The sequence below is a fragment of the Flavobacterium sp. KH_001 genome (assembly GCF_057840745.1).
Window position 1 is genome coordinate 3008950 of the sequence record NZ_CM174520.1, and the last position, 20856, is coordinate 3029805.

Genomic DNA, 20856 nt, shown 5'->3' on the forward strand with positions numbered 1-20856 from the left:
TATACATATAAATACTGAAATAATTCAGCATATAAAATGAAAGACGAAGAAGACGATAATATAATTCCAAACGACGACGAAAATAATTCAGATGAAAATCCGATTGATGAAAATCAAGAAGGAGATGAATCTGAAGAAATTATCAATGTAGATGCTAAACATTTTGAGGGACAGCATTTTTACGAAAATCAGGAAGAAGAAGGCGAAGACGTAATTACAAAGGTAACCGGTATGTACAAAGACTGGTTTTTGGATTATGCTTCGTATGTAATTCTGGAACGTGCAGTTCCGGCGATCGAAGATGGTTTTAAACCGGTTCAGCGTCGTATTATGCACTCTTTAAAAGAATTGGATGATGGTCGTTATAATAAAGTTGCCAATGTAGTAGGTCACACCATGCAGTATCACCCACACGGAGATGCGAGTATTGGTGATGCCATGGTACAAATAGGTCAAAAAGATTTATTAATTGACTGCCAGGGAAACTGGGGAAATATCTTAACAGGCGATGGAGCGGCAGCTTCCCGTTATATCGAGGCACGGTTATCTAAATTTGCTTTAGAGGTTTTATATTCGCCAAAAATCACCGATTGGGGAGTTTCTTATGATGGTCGTCGCGCAGAACCTAACAATCTTCCTGTAAAGTTTCCATTGCTGTTAGCACAAGGAGCAGAAGGTATTGCAGTTGGACTTTCGACTAAAGTTTTACCACATAATTTCAATGAATTAATAGATGCTTCTGTTAAAATTTTAAAAGGAAAACCTTTTACATTGTATCCTGATTTCATGACACAAGGTATTGCCGATGTGTCAAATTATAATGACGGACTTCGTGGCGGACGTGTACGTGTCCGTGCTAAAATTGCACAATTAGATAAAAATACACTGGTGATAACGCAAATTCCGTTTTCGACCAATACAACGACTTTAATTGACAGTATTTTGAAAGCCAATGATAAAGGTAAAATCAAAATCAAGAAAATTGAAGACAATACTGCGGCTGACGTAGAGATTTTAATTCATTTATTTCCGGGAGTTTCTCCAGATAAAACAATTGATGCATTATTTGCTTTTACGGCTTGTGAGACATCTGTAGCGCCTTTAGGTTGTGTTATTGAAGATAATAAGCCATTATTTATTGGGGTTTCTGAGATGTTGAAAATTTCGACGCACAGAACAGTTGATTTGCTTCGTCAGGAATTAGAAATTCAGTTAGAAGAATTAAAAAATAAATGGCATTTTTCGACTTTAGAGAAAATCTTCATTCGTGAAGAAATGTACATTGATTTCAAATTGTATTCTGATAGAGAGTCACTTTATAAATATTTATACGACCGATTTGAGCCTTTCAAAAAATCATTTGTCAGAGAAATCAACGACGATGATTTACAAAGATTGACTCAGATTCCGATGATTCGTATCACTCGTTTTGACTCTGACAAAGCAGATGATTTTATTTCGAAATTAGAAGAGGAAATGAAAGAAGTCGAGCATAATTTGGCGAATCTAACAGATTTTGCTATTGCTTATTTCACAAAATTAAAAGAGAAATACGGAAAAGGTCGTGAACGTCAGACAGAACTTCGTGTTTTTGATAATGTTGAGGCTACAAAAGTAGTTTTAAGAAATACAAAACTTTACGTAAATCGCGAAGAAGGTTTCGTAGGAACCAGCTTGAAAAAAGATGAATATCTTACCGACTGTTCTGATATTGATGATGTAATTGTGTTCTTGCGAGATGGTAAAATGATTATTACTAAAGTCGACGCCAAGACATTTGTAGGCAAAGATATTATACACGTTGCGATTTTCGATAAGAGCGATAAGCGTACGATTTACAATATGATTTATCGTGATGGTAAATCAGGTCCTTCGTATATTAAACGTTTCAATGTTACAGGTGTAACGCGTGATAAGCCATACGATTTAACAAATGAAACGGCTGGTTCGCAAGTAGTTTATTTTTCACATAATCCAAATGGAGAAGCGGAGGTAATTACCATTTTATTACGTCAGGTTGGTACAATCAAAAAGTTGAAATTTGATATTGATTTTGCCAAGTTGGCCATTAAAGGACGTGCTTCAAAAGGAAATTTAGTTACTAAATATCCAATCAAGAAAATCGAATTAAAAGAGAAAGGAATTTCGACTTTATTACCAAGAAAAGTTTGGTTTGATGATACTGTAAAACGATTAAACGTTGATGCAAGAGGTGAATTGCTTGGAGAATTTAAGCCAAGTGATAAAATCTTAATCATCAATCAAACAGGAAAACTGAAAGTTATAATTCCGGAATTATCGACTCACTTTGATGAAGATATGATTGTGTTGGAAAAATGGAATCCAAAGAAACCAATTTCGGCAATTTATTATGATGGAGAAAAAGAACGTTATTTCTTAAAACGTTTCTTGGTTGAAAGTGAAGGAAAAGAAGAAAGTTTCATTACAGATCATCCAAATTCGCAATTAGAAATTGTATCGACAGATTATCGTCCGTTGGCACAATTGGTTTTTGCCAAAGTAAAAGGAGTTCAAAAAGAAGATTTACATATAGATGTAGAAGATTTTATAGCCGTAAAAGGTTTTAAAGCTTTAGGAAATCAATTAACAGCCGATAAGTTAAAACAAGTTAATTTATTAGAACCTTTACCATACGAAGAACCAGTGGAAGAAGTCCCAGAACCACCAGAAATTTCAGATGATGATTCAGTAGAAACCGAATTAGATGATGATGGACAAATAGGACTCGTTTTAGAATAATAAAACAAAAGCGCTAAGAGAATTTCTTAGCGCTTTTTTAAAATTTATTGCTCAGATAAAACGTCTTTTTTAATCCACTTTATTGTGTCATTTTCAATTGTAACGATCATTTTATCTCCATCTTTAACTTCTCCTGAAATGATTTTCTTAGCTAACGGTCTTCTTAAATGACTTCTTATGATACTTTTTATAGGGCGTGCTCCATATTGTGCATTATAGCCATTTTGAGCTAAATAAAGTTTAATATCTATTGGAATTTCAACTTCTAAATTAATGTTGCTAAGCAAGTCTGTAAATTCTTTTTTAAGATGAATTTCGAAGATTTTCAGAGCATTCTCCTTAGCGATAGGGACGAAAGGTACAATTTCCGTCAAACGGCCTAAGAATTCTGGTCTGAAATAATTCGCCATGATTTCTATTAAAGAAGTTGATGTTGGAATCTCACCTTTACTGTAAGTTTTAACTATATGATCAGCTCCAATATTCGAAGTAAAAAGGATAATTGCATTCGAAAAATCTCCTTCTTTTCCCAGTCTGTCATGTAGTTTTCCTTCATCCATAATTTGAAGAAAAACGTCAAAAACAGAAGGATGTGCTTTTTCAATTTCGTCGAATAATACAATCGAGTAAGGCTTCTCTCTGATCTTATTTACAATAACGCTTCCCTCGATATAACCCACATACCCTGGGGGCGCACCAAGGAGTAATGCAGCCGAATGTTCTTCTTTAAATTCAGACATATCAAAACGTATGATAGCATTTTCATCCTGAAAGAGAAATTCTGCCAGACTTTTAGCTAATTCTGTTTTTCCAGTTCCCGTTGGGCCTAAGAAAAAGAATGAGGCGATTGGTTGTCCAGCTTTACTTAATCCTGATCTTGATTCTAAAATAGAACCTGCAACCGTGGCTATACAATGATCCTGGCCAACGACTCTTTGGCTTAAAACTTCTTCAATATTATTTAACTTTGATTTTTCATCTTTTTTTAGCTTTCCAACTGGTATACCTGTTTTATTTGAAATTACAATAGATAAATCAAAACCTTCGATATGAACGCGTTTGTCTAGAGCCTTTTTTTCAATGGTACTGATTAAGTTTTCAATATGTGTAAATAAAGATTCTGATGATTTATAGGTATTTTCTAATTCGTCTTCCCAAATCAATAAAAATGATGTCTTATTAATCAAATCTGTCAGAAACCACTTTGCTTCTTTAATTAATTGTTCTTCAGATAAAATTAGTTCATTTTGCTTTAAAAGCATTAATTTATTTAAAAGAGATTGTTTTTCCTTTAAGAAAGTCTCTCCAGAAGTTTTTAAAACTGACATTGTATGATCAATCAAATTAATAGCAGATTCAGGAAGGCTTTTTTCTTTTAAATACCTTCGTGATAATCTTATAGATTCTGAAATGGTCTCATCATCAATTTTTATTTTATGATGTTCTTGATAACTTTTAATCGATTCACGAATCATTCGGAATAAAGTTGTATCATTGGATTCCTCTAATTTTACAATTTCAAACATACCTGAAAGTCCATAAATTTTTTGAATTTGCTTGGTGTATTCTGCAATAGTCGAAGTAGCGATAATATTTAATCCCTTTGCTAATTCTCCTTTCAGGACATTTGAAATGCCAGAATCGATTCCATTTTTATCTAATAAAGTATGGATTTCTTCAATAATAAGAATTGCTTTCGGAAATTGTTTGAGTTCCTGAATACAGTTTTTTAACCTATCCTCGATCTCACCCTTGTATGATGCACCAACAATTAAAGAAGATAAATCCAATTCAAAGAGCTGAACTTTATTTAAAATGTCAGGTATTTGATTAGAAATAACATTTTGAACCAAAGTTTCAATTATGATTGATTTTCCAACCCCGCTTTCGCCAATTAATAATACATTTGGTTTAGAGAAACGGCACAAAATCTCTTTTATCACGTTTAACTCTATTTCCCTGCCAACAGCATTAATTTTGTTTGGCTTATTCTCAATGTTTTTATGAATGCAATATTTACTTAAAAAGCCTTTTTTTATTTCTTGTTTTAAGAAATTTGCTTCTTGTAGAATACTTGCTTGGCCTTCTAATAATTCATTTCTGGAAATTGGATACGTTTTCATCTGATCAAAATTAAAACCTACTCCCGGTGAACTTAAAGCAATAATAATCGCATAAAGACTTATTTCATCTTCATTTAGAATTTCTCTTATTGATTCGGCTTCATTGATAATTTGATCAATACTATGGCTTGGTTCTATATCAAAAACCGGAGTTGTTTTTGGCTCTTCTTCCATGCGTACTTCCGCCCATTCATCAAGATAATAGACATCTTTGCCCATTGTTTCCAATCGTTTCAAAAGAGAAAGATCTCGGCTCAAAATTGCTTTTAAGAGATGCGAGGCTGAGTAATATTTATTTAAATTGGCTTTCGCTATTTTTTTTGCAATTTCAAATGCACTCACTAATTCGGCACTAAATATGTTTTTTTCTGCTTCCATATAATTTAATCTTTTACCCAGATCATGTATTTTTTTACTTTATAATTGATGTTTAAACCCTTAATACAATTATTCTGTTTGTCCTTGTTTAATCGAATAGACTCAATCTTGATTTTTTTCCCCTTAATAGCAGAACACAATTGCGCGAAAGTCAATAAATCGGTATCATTTTTCACAATTGGAATATCTAAATCATCACATAAATATTCTGTGAAATCATCTTTTACTTTACTGCCTTCTGCCACTTTATTTAATAAAATTTCAAATTGGTCTTCTGATATTTTAGGTGCTTTTTTAATTGCAACAATGCTATCTTTTTGAGTTTTAGTTTTTGGGGCGACGGGCACATATTGCAACATATCTTCAAGCGGATCTTTTTTTACCGTCCCTCTTGGCAAGTAAAATGCATCAGCTTTTTTTTCATATATATAAGAGGTTATATCGAGCGGATTAGTCTTTTTTATCACTTTTGGATGAACATAAATTATTTTTTTCGCAACACTTCTAAAATTACCATTTACGACTAATGTAATGGTTTTTTCACCTGGCGTGGAGAACGTATATACTGGATTTGCTGAAGTTTCATCAATTCCTCTGTTTTCTCCAAATGCCCATTCCCACGTTTTGGCATCTTCTGAAATAGAATTAAAATAGGTAGGTTGTCCAACAGTTATAATTTTAGAAGCAATAATTTGTGGCGTAGCGAGCTTGTCAATTTCATATTTATCCTTCAAAATGAGCTCATATGTATGAACACATTCTCCATTTATTGTGAGCGTAATAAAATAGTTCCCTGGTGCCTTGTAGGTATGAAAGGTATGCCGTCTTTTATCAGGAGATGATCCATCTCCAAAATCCCATTTCCATGATTTTGCATTTGGGGTTTTGTCATAAAATTCGATAGGTTCTTCACTTTTTGACTGATCTGAAAAAATATAGTATTTGGCATCTTCACAATCGACATGATTGAAAAACTGAATTATAAATGAAATTATTCCGATTAGCAGTAAAGCAACAAAGAAGAAAACAACTCTAATATCTATATTCTTTCCATTCATTTTTTAAATTTAATTAAGAATTTAATTACAAAAATAGATTTATTTATTTTATTATTGTAAAATAAATACTATAAAATTTATTTTTATTGTTATGATTTTGTAGAAAATTTTATTACGTTTGTAATATTATGTTTACATAATGGTTTAAGGTCCTAAGCTAAAAAAATACCACTTCGCAATTAGCTTTAGATAAAAATCCACAAGCAAAATTTTGCGCCAGCCATTTTTAAGACAAATAAAATAATTAAACAAAATTTTTATGAGGCAGTTAATTTTATTGATGCCGGCAATGTACTTGTTGCTCGCATGCAGTAATAAAAAGTACATAGCTCAAATTCCATTTAAATATGATTATTCTTTAGAATTATTAAAAAAGGATGCTCAAATGGAAGAGACAGGATTAAAAAATAGAACAATTGTAAATGATAATTCAGAGAATCTCAGTGATGCTATTTTAGCTCTGAAAGAAAAATACTCGATTGTATTAGCCGTGATACCAAGCAAAATCAAAGATTATAAATTGTATAATTATATAGATCTGTGGATTAATACACCTTATAAAGAGAAAAGTTTTTCTAAAAAAGGAATTGACTGTTCTTATTTTTTGCAATCTCTGTACAGTGATGTTTACAAAGTTACGCTTCCAAAAGATCCTGCAGGAATGTGGAAATCAAAATCGATTCAGATTTTCACCGGAAGAACTTTTTTGACAGAAGGGGATTTGGTTTTTTTTAGATATGATAAAGATCATCCTATTTCAGATGTTGGCCTGTATTTACATAACGATCGCATTTTGGCCTGTACAGACAAGGGATTAGGGATCTACAATTTTAATGATGAATATTTTCAATTACGATATATAGGAGCAGGAAGGATTAATGAAGATGCAAAGAAAAAGTAAAAAAAGTCTTGAAGAGCTAGTAGAGGAAGTTAAGAATATCCCTTATGACATCAGGGCAGAGATTGTTGCCAATGAGCTCATTAATAATGGAGATATAATTTCTGAAGATTTCACGATTTCTAATCTTGGTCAATTCTCAAGAGCATATCGTAGTGATATTATTGGAGCGAATATTCAAGATGAGAATTATGAAAAAAGAGAATATTTGAATATAGAATTATCTAGAGATGGTTTGTATGACATGCTTCCTGAAGGATTTGTGCACAGTTTGACAGAGAATAATACTGATAAATCTGTCGATCAGATGATCAGGGAACATAAACATCAGAAAAAACAAGAATTAGAAGCTCGTAAGTTTTTTGCGCCGTTCGAGAATGAGATTTTTCATTACAGAACAAAGGTGGAAAGTGTAGAAAGGGATTTTCTATATAAACTGAATGGCAGTAAACCACTTGATTTCTTTTATGATTTTTGGGGTTTGTCACAAAATTATCCATCGATATTAGTATCAAAGTTCATTCAGGTTTTGCCTTATGCGTATCAGATTGTGGGAGATATTGATTTGTCTTGTCGTTGTCTGGCAAGTATAATGGAAGAAAAAGTGAGTTACACGACAACTACTTTTAAAGAATATAGCGATGAAAGCGAACAGATATATTTAGGAGAAAACAGGGTGGGAGTCGATTTTATATGTGGAAATAATTACATGGATTATTCTATGAATGTTACAATACAGATAGGCCCAATTATAAACCAAACATTTGAAAGTTATATTCATAATGGAAAAGTCAAACAGTTTATAGACTGCTTTTATGAACACTTTTTTCCGATGGAAGTTGAAGTTAAAACAGTTTTATTAATGAACAAAGAAACAGAAGATTTCAATTTTAGTAAACAGCCAGTGTTGGGTTATACAACAAGAATATAAAATGATAAAGAAGCATTTAGTAGGGCTTATAGATATTAGGCTCATTGTATTTTTAGTAGTAATTATTGCTTTGAGTGTGATACTTACCATGTTTTTCAGTGATAAAGTAAAAGATTTTGCTATAACATATAAGAAGAAATTTTACATCTATATTTTCTCGTTCGTACTTATTTATGCTTTAGTCGCCTTTTTAGGTTATAATAAATTGTTCAATGAACTTTCCGATGAATTTTTATTTTATCAGATAACTTCGGGCTTATTTGGGATACTACATGTTTGGCTGTATCGATGGTATTTTGAAGAGTTTAATATGAAATCGGTCGGCATTGAATTGTTGTTTTCGTTGCTTATCATGCTTTATTCGAGTTTACTATTCATTATAATTTACACAGCTTTAAACGGTATTGAACTTACTTTTTTAATGTGCTCACATTTTATAATTTTTATTGTGCCAACTGGAGTTTATGTGGTGTTTAATTATATGATGCAGATACCGCCTCGAAAATTTATTACATGGACACCAAAAGCTTCTTATAAGCCAATTGAAGGTACAGAGATGGAAGATATATTATTGATAACATTATTAATAAGGAAAGAAGAAAGTAATGAAGAGTACGCTTCAATTAGAACCCAAGCTCCTTTGAAAGTTGATTTTGGGCGTTTATTTTATTTGACAATTACAGGTTATAATAGATATAATCAAAATGATATAATAGAATTAACACAGTCTGATGGTCAAAATTATAATTGGGTTTTTTATCTACAGCCTAAATGGTATGAAAAAACAAAGTATGTAGATGCTGGTTATTATGTGGGGATAAATGGTATTACTGAAAATTCGGTAGTGATATGTCAGCGTGAGATAGAAAAAAATGAAAAGAATAAAAAAGAGAAAAAAATAGATCAAAAAGTTTATGGTATTGAAACATTAAACGAAGGTGCAGAACAGAGAAAAATTGACGAACTAAAGGAATCTGAAATTCAAGATAGAAATATAAAATAATTAAAATAAGTAGTTCAATTTATAATTTTCAAAATCAATATTCTCCTGATAAAATCCGAAAGTGAGATGCCTTAAAAATTGATTTAATAAACGACTTAAACCTTTTAATTGTGGCAAATAATGGAAGAAAATAAAAGACATCAAGTTCTCTTTATAAGTGAGGATTTTATATTGCCTTTTCGCCCTTTTGAACTCAATCATAAATATTTGGTTATGTATACCATTAAGAAAGGAGAAGTGATACAAAGCTTAGAGCAGAATTTTAGTTTGAGAAGATTAAGGCCTGATACCAAACAAGATGATTATCATTTTATTGAGGTAGATAAAATTTCTGAATTATTAATTGATGGAAAACCTGTAGATAATAAAGTTTATATAGTAGCCGAGAAAACTGCGCAACTTTTATATCCGTTAAGAATAGTAGTAAATAAATACGGAAAGTGGATCGACTTAAATAGTTACGATAAACTAAAAGAAAGATGGGGAAACCAAAAAGAAGATATTAAAGAGTCGTTTGGCGGAAAAATATTCGAAATGCTGGCTAAAAATATTGAAGATGCAATAGCCGACGATAAATCTCTAATTGATTTTATGGCTGGTAATTGGTTTTTAAGAGTCTTTTTTAACGGGATACATACAGTATACACAAGAAAATTTGAAACTGAAAAGAAATTGTATTTTCCTGCAATTGCGGAAGTTGAAGATATCGAATTTTTGATTACACAATCAGTCAATCCGTATTTAAATGAGTTGAATCAGATAGAAGTAATGCAGAAAGGAGAACTTGAGGATGAATTTAGACATGGAAGTTATAGCGCAGATTACATTTTGAATCCCAATAATTACATCATTGAAAAGATAGAGTTAGAATGTAATATGGAAATGGCGGTATCTAGACAGATCAACATTAGTGTTAGAAATTTGGACGAAGGTAAAATCATTTTAGATTCAGCAATATCACGTATAGTATAGAAATAAAGCTTTAAAAATTATGAGCGAAAAATATGTTGTTGTACACGGCGCTACCTGCAAATGCAAGTTTAGCGAAAAACCTCAAACTGATATTTTGCAGATTAAATCGCAAAAGAAACATTTTGCAAACGATAAGGGTGCAGATAAAAAATTGATTGCAAGTACAAAAGATCTAGGGCAAACATTGGAGAAAAATACTTTTGGCAATTGCAAGCTTCAGCCAACAGGCAATAGTTATAAACCGTGTCAGGCTGTAATAACAAAATGGAGTAATTTTTATGAAAAAATAACATTGAGTAATCAAGGCAAAATACTTGTAGAAAATAGTAAAGCGACCTGTCCAATTGGCGGTTCTGACTGCATAGAAATTACCAAGCACGGGCAAAAAGCCGAAGTAGGCAAGCAACAAACAAAAAATGCAGATCGTGATGTATTAAAACAAATCAATCCATTATTAAATCCTGATGAATTAGAAGAAGATTTGATCTGCTTTTAAACAATTAATAAGATTATGGCAAAATTAAAAATATTTGGAAAAGCCAATCCTGTAGTAGGTGTAAAAGAATATTACTCAATTAATGATTTTTTTGGAGCCTTTAATTCTGCTTTATTGAATCCATCACAATTTCAAAGTTTATCTGATGAGCAAATTAAATGGAGTATTTGGACATTTAACGGAAGTTCATGGTCAAAAAGATCTGAAAATAACAAGACAGGAATAACGGTACCTTATACTTTTTCTCAAAAAAGCCTGACCAGAAAAGGAATACGAATGCTGGTCGAGGCAAATGGCGAAAAAGCTGTTCTTGATATAAAAACAGAAAAAGCCACACAAGGAAAAATATTACATGTTGATTTATTAGATAATAATTATAATAAACCTGCAAGATCATTTGCATATGGAGATTGGATAATTGCCAAAGTACATTGTGTAGATATGGAATTGTTGCCTGTAAAAGTGACTTTATGGGAAGACGATGGAGATAAAACGAAACAAAACACAACTAATGTAAAGATCGAAACTAAAAAAAGCGACATTTTAAACGGAATAGCTTATGCTAAATTTTATCTAAATCCTAGTCATGCCTGGCTGGCAAATGCGAAATTAGCTAAAGGCGACAAAAACGAAGGAGAATTTCATGAATACTATGTAACTGCCGAAATCTTTGAAAAAATTTCAAAACGAGTACCAAGTAAAAATGCAAATGTCCCCAATCCTGATTATAAACCAGAAGCTCCTAAAAAGCAAACTCCTGCGGAGAAAAAAGGCCCTTCTAAAAAAGAAGAAAAAGGAATTGCAAAATCGGACAATAAAGTTCATGATTATCATGAGCAGAAAGTTTCTGTGAAAAAAGAAATCTGGAAAGATCCGTTTATTGAAAAGATTAACAGTTATATGACGGTTAATGTGGGAGGCGTTTGGGGAAGTAAGAAAGATAATAAAAATGGAATTTGTGTGGCTGAGGCTCGTGTTCGAGCATTTATGAGAATGTTAAGAAAAGGCGAGGGAACTCAGGGAGAAAATGGATATACAAAACAATTTGGTGGTGGAAGTTTTTCTGACATGAGTAATCATCCACAAAAAATAATACATTCAGGTAATTACTACTCATCAGCTGCAGGAGCTTATCAAATTATGGGATATAGCTATTATTGGTTAAATGGGGAAAAGCTTGACCTTAATAATAAAAAAGCCGGAGTTTATGAACAGGATCATGACTATATAAAAAGATATAATATAAAAGATTTTAAAAATGAATCACAAGATAAATTGTGCGTAATAATTTTGAAGCACAAAAGAAAAGGAAGTCTAGATTTAATAATTAAAAATGAAATTAAGGAAGCTCTTGAGAAATATGGAAGTTATGAGTGGGCAAGTTTGCCACCTGGACGATATGGACAACCAACTCAAACAATGGATGGAGCATTAAAAGAATATGAAAGATGTTTAAAAGAAGAACTCGCTGGAATGACAAATTTATATATAAAGAAAGGCTTTCTTAAAGAGTTTGGTTACAATTGCTGTAATGATGATAATATATCACAAGATACTGAAAATTGTAAATCGTGTAAAAAGAAACATATTGACCTTACTGATAAGGTTAAATGGCAGAGTCAATATGATTCAAAGTGGGGAAACAAAGCTTTACAAGATAAAGCTTGTAAAAAAACTTGTGATGATATATTAATAAAAAATGGACTAAAAGCTACCTCACTTTCAAGATTGTTTCAAACTGCAATTGAAAATGAAACACATACAAAATTAATTGTAGATAAAGAAGTTTCTAAAAAAGCTGTCGATTATTTAGATTCTGAATTGGATAAAGGAAATCCTGTTCAGGTTGGTGTAGATCATGATTTAAATTATAAAATTAATAATAATGTTGATCATTCAACTGACCACTTTATTATAATAATTAGTAGGGGATGTGATGATGGAAAAATTTATTATTCATTTTATGACGTCGGTACTAGTTTTGAGAAAAAGGGAACTAGTGAAAATAATCGCCTATATTTAGATACTTCAGACAACTCACTAAAAGGGAAAACTGTTTATAATGGTAATTTTTATACAGTAACACAAATTAGAAAAAATTAAAATATGAGAAGTTCAATAATTGTATTCGTACTAACATCTGTACTTACTTTAAGTTCATGTAATTCTCAAGATAAAAAAGATAATGTATTAAATGAAAGAAATAGTATTAATATAAAATTAAAAGATTTCAAACAATATTCTGGAACATGGTTATTTGTGGAGAAAGAAAATAACGAGTACTTGTATTGTGCTGATATCCCAAAATCAATTACAGCCACTAGTTCTACAATACATAATGAAACTCCTATGGAGGATTCAGATTTTAAAATTGATCATGTAAAGGAAAAAGATGGGATTACTTATTTATATTTAGATAAAAAAGAAGCTTCTTATTATAGATTTAAATGGATAGACCAGGAAAAAGGAATTTCTGAATGGATTTTAGATAATTACCAAAGAGATATGTATGTGAATAAGCTAAAATTAAATAAGATTAAAAAAAGGAAATGCGAACAAAAAGAAATCACTAAAGGGTTAATATGTGAAATGAATGGTCTCTCATCCAAGTTTAATTTTAAAATAATAGGAACTGATTTTGAAAATCAGGAAAAGAATTTAAATCCATTGATAGCAAAAATAATAATAACTCAAAAAAATAATCCTTCCAAAATTCAAGAGATTCGTTTTGAACCTAGTTCATGGTTATCATTTAATGATGTACCATGTGATGCGATTTCGTACTTTAAAAAGGAAAAAAGCATAGAAGAAGGCCTTGAAAATCATCATAATTTTATAATAGCAGATTATAATTTTGATGGACTGGAAGATTTTGCTTATATATGGGATATAGGAGGAAATGGAGGTATATTATTTTCGTATTTTTTTCAAAATAAGCAAGGAGAGTTTTTTGAAGATGATAGTTTCCCGCTTAAAAATGGTCTTTTCCCTTTTAAGATTAATCTAGAAGAGAAAATACTTATAACTGTGAATCCTGTTGGATGTTGTAAAATAAATAAAATGATTTATCAATTAAAGAAGAATAATCAGTGGGATTTAATTCAATCAAAGCAAGAAGATATAAAATAAAAATCTTATGCCAACGCGTATCTTGAGTGTGAATGTAAAATATTTTACGATTTATTTATATTATTCTAGGGAGCGGTTCACTCACTTCTGCAGAAGATTTCGTAGAACAAAAGAAATCAATATTTCCACAATACCACATAAAACACTTTCCAAAAACAACTTAAGCTAACTATAAGCACTGCTTCTAACTAAGCTTAAAAACCTTATGTAATCAAATTACATGAGGCATTTCGCTATGGAATAAACTAAACAATTATTATAAGAAGTAAAAAAATATGATAGAAAAACTAAATCATTTTCCCGTAAACTGGATTGATGGGATGAAGATCAATAAAAGCCATTTTTTGGCAATGCAGGACAATGTTTCTGAATTGGTAAATGATGCAATTGGAATCCGTGCTACTCCGATGAGTTATGGACTGTTGGATTCTGGAAATCAGAATAAGGAATCGACAAAAATTACCTTGGGAATCGATAATCATAAATTGCTTCGCGTTCGTGTGGAAGAATGTCATGCCATTACTCCAAATGGTTCACGAATCGAAATCAGTAGAAGTAATACGGATACGTTGGATCTGCAGGTTCCTTATCCGGAAGAAACGTATGAGATAAAAGAAGGAGAACAATTAGTTTTGTTGGCTTGTATATCAGTTAATTCGAAGAAACGGATTCCGTTTGGAGAGCCTGATCCAGATGAGGTTCCGCCACGATATCCGTACACTCAGCCAGAATATAAACTACATCTAATAAAAGCCGAAGAGTTTAGATCTGGAATAGGTTATGGTGGATATTATTTGGCAATTGGAAAAGTGTTGATTGGCGATACTACAGCTTTGGATGAAAATTATATTCCACCATCGATAACAGTTGCTTGTCATCCAAAATTAGTTGATATGCAGGCGCAGATCGCGCGCTCTTTTGGTCAGATAGAAATTTATTCGGTACAGATTTCTCAAAAAATCAACCGAAGCCAACAAAATGGGATTTTACCTCAAACAGTAATGCAATTAGCAGACAGCGCCGGCTATTATTTGGGTAATTGCCTGACACAGTTCCGCTGGTTTTCATTACATGAACATCCTGCCTCAATGTTGAGCGTTGTCGTTTCATTCGCCAGGGTGATGAAGAATTTTATCGATTCTAAGTCTGGAGCAGGAAAAGAGGAGCTTCTAAATTATTTTGCAGAGTGGTGTGATCTTTCACAGGGCGATTTGGAAATACTTTTTACAACTCTTATCAATACAGGATATGATCATGTTCATATAGATCAAACGGCAACGCTGACAATGAATTTTCTTTCTAAAATTGAGAAGCTTTTTGAAACATTAAGCAAACTAGATTATATCGGAAAGAAGAAAGAAAACATAGAATTGTTTGTTGCAGAAACAGAGAAAAAAGATATCGTTCACAATCCGAAAAGACATGGTTTCTTCATGAAAGATTAATTATAAATCAAATATTAATTATGGAAGTATTAAACAAAAAAGAACGTCAAAAAGCCTTCATAGCTTTTTTAGTAGCATTTATAATCACTTTTTCAGTAATGCTAATGGCTGTTTCCTTCAATTTTTATATGCCTTTGGCTGAAAATAAAATGTTGAAAGCGGAAAATGAAATGATGAAAAGAGAATACGATTATCAAACTAATTTTTCGATAAAAATTGACAGCGTTAGAATGACAATCGATTCAATTAACTCTCCAAAAGTAGATAATGATTTTCAACAGCGTCTTGCCAATGTTATGGTAGCCAATATTTATCAGAAGATTCCAAAAGATACAACGGAAAATAAGAGACTTTATAACAACATCATTTTAGCATACAAAAATATTATTGATTATAAAAAGCAGATCAGAAGTCTCACACACAATTCAAATTTAATTGACAGTTTGAATCAGTCTGCTAAAACTTATAAAGAAGAATTAGAAAAAGTAAGCCGGGATTTAGATGTCTGTCGTCAAATTTATCAGAATCAATAACTAGAAGAGTAAAGAGTAATAGTAATAATTAAATAATTAAAAATTATGTTATCAAATTATGGAATTGGAGGCAATGAAGTAAAACTAGATGCAGATGAAGCAATCAGCGCAATCCCTCAAAACAGAACATTAGTTGCTCAAAAATTAACAGTCGATTCGCCTATTAAACCAGAATTGGTTGAAGGTATAACAAATGTTGAAAAAGCTTTTGAACATTTTAAGCCGGAAGTAAAAGTAAATTTTGAAACTGCAGATGGAACTACAAAAGTAGAGGCCTTAAAATTTAAAAATTTAGGAGATTTTGGCGTAAAGGGGATAACTGCTCAAAGCAATTTTTTATCTGATTTAGAAACGGAAAAAGATCAATATCAAAAAATTATTCGTCAGTTAAAAGCAAATAAAATTTTGAAAGGAGCTCTAGAAGACCCAGATGCTAAAAAAGCTTTATTAGATAGTCTTGCAACGTTAATTAATGAATTAAAAGAAAATAAATAAAAGGATATAATATGTCGAATAAAGAAGCAATTAAAAACGACAGTTTAGATACTGCAGTTTTAGAACGTAAACAAGCAGGAAGTTCAATTGAAAAAAATGTTGAAAAACTGGCTAAATTCGGTGGTTTTGATTTATTGGAAATGGCGATTGAAGGCATTCAAAACCTTAATCCTGAAAGAAAAGCAAGAAGAAAAATTTTTCTGGGAGAACTTAATAAATGTAAAGAAAGAGAAACTCTTAAAAAGACTTTAGAATTATGGTCAGCAGTTTTAAGCAATAATGAAGCCCTGACAGATATGGTCGCTCAATGCGAGGATAAATGCAAAGAATCAGAAGCTTTGTTAAAAAAGAATCTTGCCAAAGCAGTTGAAGATACGAGAGAAATTGAAGGTTCTTATAGAACTGTAGCATTGTTTTTCAAAAATACAGAAACGGATAAAGTTAAAAATGTTACAATTGTAAATGCAGATTTAGAACAATTAAAAGATTTAGACAACACTCGTTTCATTGATGCAATTCACTCAGAATTGGTAGATAATTATGATCGTTTAGATCTTAAGAATAACTACGGAATATTAGTTATTCCTGGATATTTAGGATCTAATAAAGTGATAGAAAAGTGGGCTAAAATTGCGCATGAAAATAAAGTAATGTTAGTTACCGATTTTGAGCATCTTGATGAACCGGATGATGTAATTGAAATGTTTGATGGAGCTTCATTAACTGGTGGTGATGCTTACCGTTCAAATGTAATTATGACTTGTAACTGGTTAGTGGGCCGTGGAAGATTTGATCAAATTGGTGAAAATGAAGATTTACATGTTGCACCATCAGGAGCGTTGGCAGGAAAAATATACAAAACATTAATGTCTCAGGTTACTGCGGGTAAAAAGTTTGGAGGAATAAATGAAGTTGATGGAGTAAAATTTGATCTTAAGAAAAGTGAAATTGCAAATCTTGAAAATCTCGGTTTAGTTCCAATGGTAAATGAATACGGAAAAGTAATGGCTTTTTCAGCTAAAACATTGTTCAATGGCGACAATTTAGGTCTTCAGACTTATTCTGTTGTTCGTGTTTTTGATTATGTGACAAAAGTATTAATGGATTTTCTGAATCGTAGAGCATTTGAAAATTTTACAGCCAAAACTCGTAAAGAGATTATGAATCAAATTGTAAGTTTCCTTGATGGAATTACAGGTCCGGATAAATTAATTGAAAATTTTGAGATTAGAAGATTCGAACAGGATCCAATTCAAAAAGATAGAATTTACATGGATATTCATATGAAACCCTATTTTCCCGCCAAAAATTTCCTTATAAAAATGGATGGTCATAAAGGAGATGAGGGAACGGAATGGGATACCGATTACGAACAAAAGTAGACCTTTAATAATGTGAAAGGAAGCACATTTTTTGTGTTTCCTTTTTTACCAAATATTAATCTTTTGATTGATCAAAACCAAATAACTCAAATTCATGAAGGCCTTTAAAAATTTACTTTTAGTTGTGTTGTTTTCTAGTTCATTTTCACTTTTTGCGCAGAAAGTAAATACGGTAGATACTTCAAAATGTTCCATTTCACAAAATGAATTATTACTGAATGGGAAAAAATTTGCTAGTGCGAGACCAATTTTATTGCGTGTCTATAATGAAGATTTCGAGTATGCAGTATTTCAATTAGGTAAAAGGAAGAGAAAGATCTTTTTATTCTTTAAAATCTTCACATATAATGTATGCGTTAAACAAAAACAACCATTAGAACTTTATTTTAAAAATGGGGAAATGTATATTTTAAAAAATTCTTTCATAGTGAATTGTGATGGAACTGCAGTCATACAACTTAGAAGTAGAGATGTGAAAAAAATGATATCTAATGATATTAATACTATAAAATTCTTTACTCTCAAAAAAGATTATGAATTTAATCCAAATGGAGATGATAATCGAAATATTAAAAGTTATTTGAACTGTTTGAAGCTCTATAAAGTTCAAAACCGTTAAGGGTTGCTTGAATATTAGTGTTTAATAGTTAATTCATTTTAAAAATAGATATATGCCAATTCCAGAATTGAATCTATCCTTAGGGCTGACAGAAAACAATGGCTCTGTTTTTTATGCAGGAAGTGGAGAAGGAGAAGTGATTGTGAAGACCGATTCAGCTTTAAAACAACATACAATCAGTATTACTATTTCAGAACTGGAAATAGGAACTGTAAATTTAAAAACAAATTTAGGTAAAACAGAAGTTCCTGTAGAGATTGAAATTCCGATCTATCAAATGATTGTAACTGATGATAAAACCAATGAAAAGGAAGTTTATAAAGTCACACGTGATACTTATTTTTTTAAAGAGCAAAAAGTAAAAAAAGGTTTGTGGAGTTTTTTGGGATTAAATTTTTTAGGCCCCAAAAATTTTCTTTTCGAAAATATTCCTTTTGAACCTTTTATAGAAAAGATAGAAAGTTTTGAGATTACTAAATATAGGAAACTAAATAACGAAGAACTTACTTATACCTTTCAGAATGGAGTACAAAACATTCAAATTTTTGCGGGAGATATAAATGCACTTCAGATTAAAAAAGGAATAAGTTATTTCGTAATAGTCGATGAGAAAAAAGGAACGCGATTTATTGGAGATATTTTATATCGGGAGAAATTTTTACGACTAACTCCTAAAGTTAAACTTTATATTGTTAGGAGGAAAAAGGTTTCAAGAGTAATGGAAACAAATAAAAAGGGACAAGTAAATAGGTTGATTTACATTTAAAAAAGAAAAATGAAAGGAGCTTTTTATAAACTACCAATCAATTTTAATGATATTATTCAAAAAAAAGAAATAGAAAAAACGTCTATTGAGCATTCGATAGCGCAGCAGATTATATTGCTGGCTACAACAACCTTTGGAGAATGCAAGTTTGATGAAACCTATGGGTCTAAAATTTGGGAGATTGATTTTGATTTATTAATTAATGAAAATACGTTGAAAGAGATAATCTCCAAAACGATGAAAGAGTCTTTATTTCTACATGAAAGACGAATTAAAGTAAATGAATTAAAAGTGGAATTATCTGAAACTGTATTTATTGTTGATGAAGTAAGCAGAGCAAAAAAGAAAGTCGATATAATAATTGAAGGTATAATCAAAAGCACTAATAGGGACTTTAATTTCAGAGGTTATTTTTTTGTTGGGCCACTATCTTATAAATAAAATAGATTTTACTTCATTAAATCATTATTGACGGCGACGGCATATTTTGTAAGTTAATATTTATAAACTTGTGATATAAGTAGGAATTATTTTATATATTTACGATATAAATAAATAGATTAATAATTAAAATTTTTATTATGTCGTTTTTAACATCATTGACAGTAGCCGGAAAGGACTACAAAGTATTACAGGTAAGTTATGATTTAGCTCAGGAAACAGATGCTTCAGGTCGCCCATCTACAGTTACACGTGGAGGAAGAATTATGATCGAAGTAGAGTCAACAGGTAGCACGGAATTATTTGAATGGATGACTAACAACTTTGAAAGAAAGGATGGATCAGTGAAATTCATCAAACGTGATTCTAATGCTACTTTGAAAGAACTCAAATTTACAGAGGCTTATATGGTGAAATACAAGGAGAATTTTGATCATAACAGTGAGAATCCGTTAACGGAGACTTTTATGATTTCTGCTCGTAAGATTTCGATGGGTGGAGGTGAGTTTGATAATGCTTGGGTATAATATTTAGGGCTTTTATTAAATTTTAAATTAGCAAAGGAAGTCCATCAATCGGGCTTCCTTTTTGTTTTTTAGGAGTATTTCATTACTGCAGAATTACTATTTCTAAACATATTTTTTAATAATCTAAAAAATAAAATAAAATGAGTTTTTTATCAAAATTACATATTGACGGAGAAGAGTATAATGTTCTTGAATTTAATATCAGTTTTAAACAAGATATAGATACAGCAAGTAAACCAACAGGAAACGCAAAGGGTGGGATTATTAAAATGATAATTGAAGCGACCCAAAACAGTCTTTTTTTGTCATGGATGTTAAGCGGAGATTTAACTAAAGATGGTAAAATCGTTTTTTATAGGAGAGATGCTTTAAGCAAAATGAAAGAACTAACGTTTGAGAAAGCATATTGCATCAGTTACGATGAACAATTTACAAGTACAACAGAAGTACCAATGAAAATAACATTAGAATTAGTAACTAAAGAATTGACTTTTGGCGATGCAAAATTCTTCAATAATTGGATCGAATTAAATTAAATGTTATGTCAAAATGAAAATCAAATTCATTTTCTTGATCCTATTATTGTATAGTTGTTCGAATAATAATTTCCAGGGGTATGTGTATGATTATGATACAGAAAAACCTCTTAAAAATGTTTATATAAACATTAATGATAATGTCACTCATACGGATAGCCTTGGATATTTTAATATGAGAGTAAAATCAAATTCAGCCTTTACAATACTTTTAAAAAGAGACCATTATGCTGCAAAGAAAGTGTTGCGAAAACCTGATTCTTGTGGAATATTTTCCAAAAAAAACTTAGATAAAAACAGGATTTATTTATACAATAAAGAAAGTGATTTTTTTAATAAAAGATAAAGAAATTGAAAATCAGGA

At 31.1% G+C, this 20856-nt stretch carries 20 protein-coding genes; 18 read left to right on the plus strand and 2 right to left on the minus strand.

The window, feature by feature from the left end:
- The first annotated feature begins 36 nt into the window (after positions 1–36).
- Positions 37–2760 (plus strand): DNA gyrase/topoisomerase IV subunit A, encoded by a 2724-nt coding sequence (locus tag AC3ITQ_RS12965; protein WP_489234637.1) that lies wholly within the window; start codon positions 37–39, stop codon positions 2758–2760.
- A gap of 44 nt (positions 2761–2804) precedes the next feature.
- On the opposite strand, the gene AC3ITQ_RS12970 is transcribed toward AC3ITQ_RS12965, so the two are convergent.
- On the minus strand, positions 2805–5261 hold the full coding sequence (locus AC3ITQ_RS12970) for an AAA family ATPase (RefSeq protein WP_489234638.1): 2457 nt from the start codon (positions 5259–5261) through the stop codon (positions 2805–2807).
- A gap of 5 nt (positions 5262–5266) precedes the next feature.
- The gene (locus AC3ITQ_RS12975; RefSeq protein ID WP_489234639.1) at positions 5267–6319 is read right to left on the minus strand and encodes a PKD domain-containing protein; all 1053 of its coding nucleotides are present in this window, start codon (positions 6317–6319) and stop codon (positions 5267–5269) included.
- A gap of 259 nt (positions 6320–6578) precedes the next feature.
- Here AC3ITQ_RS12975 and AC3ITQ_RS12980 point away from each other — a divergent pair, with 259 nt between their 5' ends.
- The 17 genes from AC3ITQ_RS12980 to AC3ITQ_RS13060 all read left to right on the plus strand — a co-directional run bounded on the left by AC3ITQ_RS12980 (position 6579) and on the right by AC3ITQ_RS13060 (position 20838).
- Complete coding sequence (locus tag AC3ITQ_RS12980; RefSeq protein WP_489234640.1) at positions 6579–7220, plus strand: C40 family peptidase; 642 nt, start codon at positions 6579–6581, stop codon at positions 7218–7220.
- The gene (locus AC3ITQ_RS12985; RefSeq protein ID WP_489234641.1) at positions 7204–8148 is read left to right on the plus strand and encodes a hypothetical protein; all 945 of its coding nucleotides are present in this window, start codon (positions 7204–7206) and stop codon (positions 8146–8148) included. Before AC3ITQ_RS12980 ends, AC3ITQ_RS12985 begins: the two co-directional genes overlap by 17 nt.
- A 1-nt stretch (position 8149) precedes the next feature.
- A complete protein-coding gene (locus tag AC3ITQ_RS12990; RefSeq protein ID WP_489234642.1) occupies positions 8150–9151 on the plus strand; it encodes a TssN family type VI secretion system protein in 1002 nt (333 codons plus the stop codon).
- Positions 9152–9364: 213 nt separating this feature from the next.
- A complete protein-coding gene (locus tag AC3ITQ_RS12995; protein WP_489234643.1) occupies positions 9365–10123 on the plus strand; it encodes a hypothetical protein in 759 nt (252 codons plus the stop codon).
- Between the two features lie 19 nt (positions 10124–10142).
- Complete coding sequence (locus AC3ITQ_RS13000) at positions 10143–10619, plus strand: DUF4280 domain-containing protein (protein WP_489234644.1); 477 nt, start codon at positions 10143–10145, stop codon at positions 10617–10619.
- 15 nt (positions 10620–10634) lie between these two features.
- Positions 10635–12722, plus strand: coding sequence for a glycoside hydrolase family 24 protein (locus AC3ITQ_RS13005; RefSeq protein ID WP_489234645.1), 2088 nt, complete (start codon positions 10635–10637; stop codon positions 12720–12722).
- Positions 12723–12725: 3 nt separating this feature from the next.
- The gene (locus AC3ITQ_RS13010) at positions 12726–13748 is read left to right on the plus strand and encodes an XAC2610-related protein (RefSeq protein WP_489234646.1); all 1023 of its coding nucleotides are present in this window, start codon (positions 12726–12728) and stop codon (positions 13746–13748) included.
- Positions 13749–14023: 275 nt separating this feature from the next.
- Complete coding sequence (locus AC3ITQ_RS13015; protein WP_489234647.1) at positions 14024–15193, plus strand: hypothetical protein; 1170 nt, start codon at positions 14024–14026, stop codon at positions 15191–15193.
- A 20-nt stretch (positions 15194–15213) separates the two neighbouring features.
- Positions 15214–15726 carry a type VI secretion system TssO gene (gene tssO, locus AC3ITQ_RS13020; protein ID WP_489234648.1) on the plus strand — a complete coding sequence of 171 codons (513 nt, stop codon included), beginning with the start codon at positions 15214–15216 and terminating at the stop codon, positions 15724–15726.
- Positions 15727–15771: 45 nt separating this feature from the next.
- The gene (locus AC3ITQ_RS13025) at positions 15772–16221 is read left to right on the plus strand and encodes a hypothetical protein (RefSeq protein WP_489234649.1); all 450 of its coding nucleotides are present in this window, start codon (positions 15772–15774) and stop codon (positions 16219–16221) included.
- 11 nt (positions 16222–16232) lie between these two features.
- On the plus strand, positions 16233–17603 hold the full coding sequence (locus tag AC3ITQ_RS13030; protein ID WP_489234650.1) for a DUF5458 family protein: 1371 nt from the start codon (positions 16233–16235) through the stop codon (positions 17601–17603).
- 94 nt (positions 17604–17697) lie between these two features.
- Positions 17698–18222, plus strand: a complete 525-nt coding sequence (locus AC3ITQ_RS13035) for a hypothetical protein (RefSeq protein WP_489234651.1) — start codon at positions 17698–17700, stop codon at positions 18220–18222.
- A gap of 52 nt (positions 18223–18274) precedes the next feature.
- On the plus strand, positions 18275–18988 hold the full coding sequence (locus tag AC3ITQ_RS13040) for a hypothetical protein (RefSeq protein WP_489234652.1): 714 nt from the start codon (positions 18275–18277) through the stop codon (positions 18986–18988).
- A gap of 9 nt (positions 18989–18997) precedes the next feature.
- Positions 18998–19429, plus strand: coding sequence for a GPW/gp25 family protein (locus tag AC3ITQ_RS13045; RefSeq protein ID WP_489234653.1), 432 nt, complete (start codon positions 18998–19000; stop codon positions 19427–19429).
- A 140-nt stretch (positions 19430–19569) separates the two neighbouring features.
- On the plus strand, positions 19570–19956 hold the full coding sequence (tssD, locus tag AC3ITQ_RS13050) for a type VI secretion system tube protein TssD (protein WP_489234654.1): 387 nt from the start codon (positions 19570–19572) through the stop codon (positions 19954–19956).
- A 140-nt stretch (positions 19957–20096) separates the two neighbouring features.
- On the plus strand, positions 20097–20492 hold the full coding sequence (gene tssD, locus AC3ITQ_RS13055) for a type VI secretion system tube protein TssD (protein WP_489234655.1): 396 nt from the start codon (positions 20097–20099) through the stop codon (positions 20490–20492).
- A 13-nt stretch (positions 20493–20505) separates the two neighbouring features.
- Entirely contained in the window at positions 20506–20838 is a 333-nt protein-coding gene (locus AC3ITQ_RS13060) for a hypothetical protein (RefSeq protein ID WP_489234656.1), read from the plus strand.
- Positions 20839–20856 lie beyond the last annotated feature (18 nt).

Coding starts and splice junctions, on each gene's coding strand:
- AC3ITQ_RS12965 (WP_489234637.1), top strand. CDS start 37: ATGAAAGACGAAGAAGACGATAATATAATTCCAAACGACGACGAAAAT.
- AC3ITQ_RS12970 (WP_489234638.1), bottom strand. CDS start 5,261: ATGGAAGCAGAAAAAAACATATTTAGTGCCGAATTAGTGAGTGCATTT.
- AC3ITQ_RS12975 (WP_489234639.1), bottom strand. CDS start 6,319: ATGAATGGAAAGAATATAGATATTAGAGTTGTTTTCTTCTTTGTTGCT.
- AC3ITQ_RS12980 (WP_489234640.1), top strand. CDS start 6,579: ATGAGGCAGTTAATTTTATTGATGCCGGCAATGTACTTGTTGCTCGCA.
- AC3ITQ_RS12985 (WP_489234641.1), top strand. CDS start 7,204: ATGCAAAGAAAAAGTAAAAAAAGTCTTGAAGAGCTAGTAGAGGAAGTT.
- AC3ITQ_RS12990 (WP_489234642.1), top strand. CDS start 8,150: ATGATAAAGAAGCATTTAGTAGGGCTTATAGATATTAGGCTCATTGTA.
- AC3ITQ_RS12995 (WP_489234643.1), top strand. CDS start 9,365: ATGTATACCATTAAGAAAGGAGAAGTGATACAAAGCTTAGAGCAGAAT.
- AC3ITQ_RS13000 (WP_489234644.1), top strand. CDS start 10,143: ATGAGCGAAAAATATGTTGTTGTACACGGCGCTACCTGCAAATGCAAG.
- AC3ITQ_RS13005 (WP_489234645.1), top strand. CDS start 10,635: ATGGCAAAATTAAAAATATTTGGAAAAGCCAATCCTGTAGTAGGTGTA.
- AC3ITQ_RS13010 (WP_489234646.1), top strand. CDS start 12,726: ATGAGAAGTTCAATAATTGTATTCGTACTAACATCTGTACTTACTTTA.
- AC3ITQ_RS13015 (WP_489234647.1), top strand. CDS start 14,024: ATGATAGAAAAACTAAATCATTTTCCCGTAAACTGGATTGATGGGATG.
- tssO (WP_489234648.1), top strand. CDS start 15,214: ATGGAAGTATTAAACAAAAAAGAACGTCAAAAAGCCTTCATAGCTTTT.
- AC3ITQ_RS13025 (WP_489234649.1), top strand. CDS start 15,772: ATGTTATCAAATTATGGAATTGGAGGCAATGAAGTAAAACTAGATGCA.
- AC3ITQ_RS13030 (WP_489234650.1), top strand. CDS start 16,233: ATGTCGAATAAAGAAGCAATTAAAAACGACAGTTTAGATACTGCAGTT.
- AC3ITQ_RS13035 (WP_489234651.1), top strand. CDS start 17,698: ATGAAGGCCTTTAAAAATTTACTTTTAGTTGTGTTGTTTTCTAGTTCA.
- AC3ITQ_RS13040 (WP_489234652.1), top strand. CDS start 18,275: ATGCCAATTCCAGAATTGAATCTATCCTTAGGGCTGACAGAAAACAAT.
- AC3ITQ_RS13045 (WP_489234653.1), top strand. CDS start 18,998: ATGAAAGGAGCTTTTTATAAACTACCAATCAATTTTAATGATATTATT.
- tssD (WP_489234654.1), top strand. CDS start 19,570: ATGTCGTTTTTAACATCATTGACAGTAGCCGGAAAGGACTACAAAGTA.
- tssD (WP_489234655.1), top strand. CDS start 20,097: ATGAGTTTTTTATCAAAATTACATATTGACGGAGAAGAGTATAATGTT.
- AC3ITQ_RS13060 (WP_489234656.1), top strand. CDS start 20,506: ATGAAAATCAAATTCATTTTCTTGATCCTATTATTGTATAGTTGTTCG.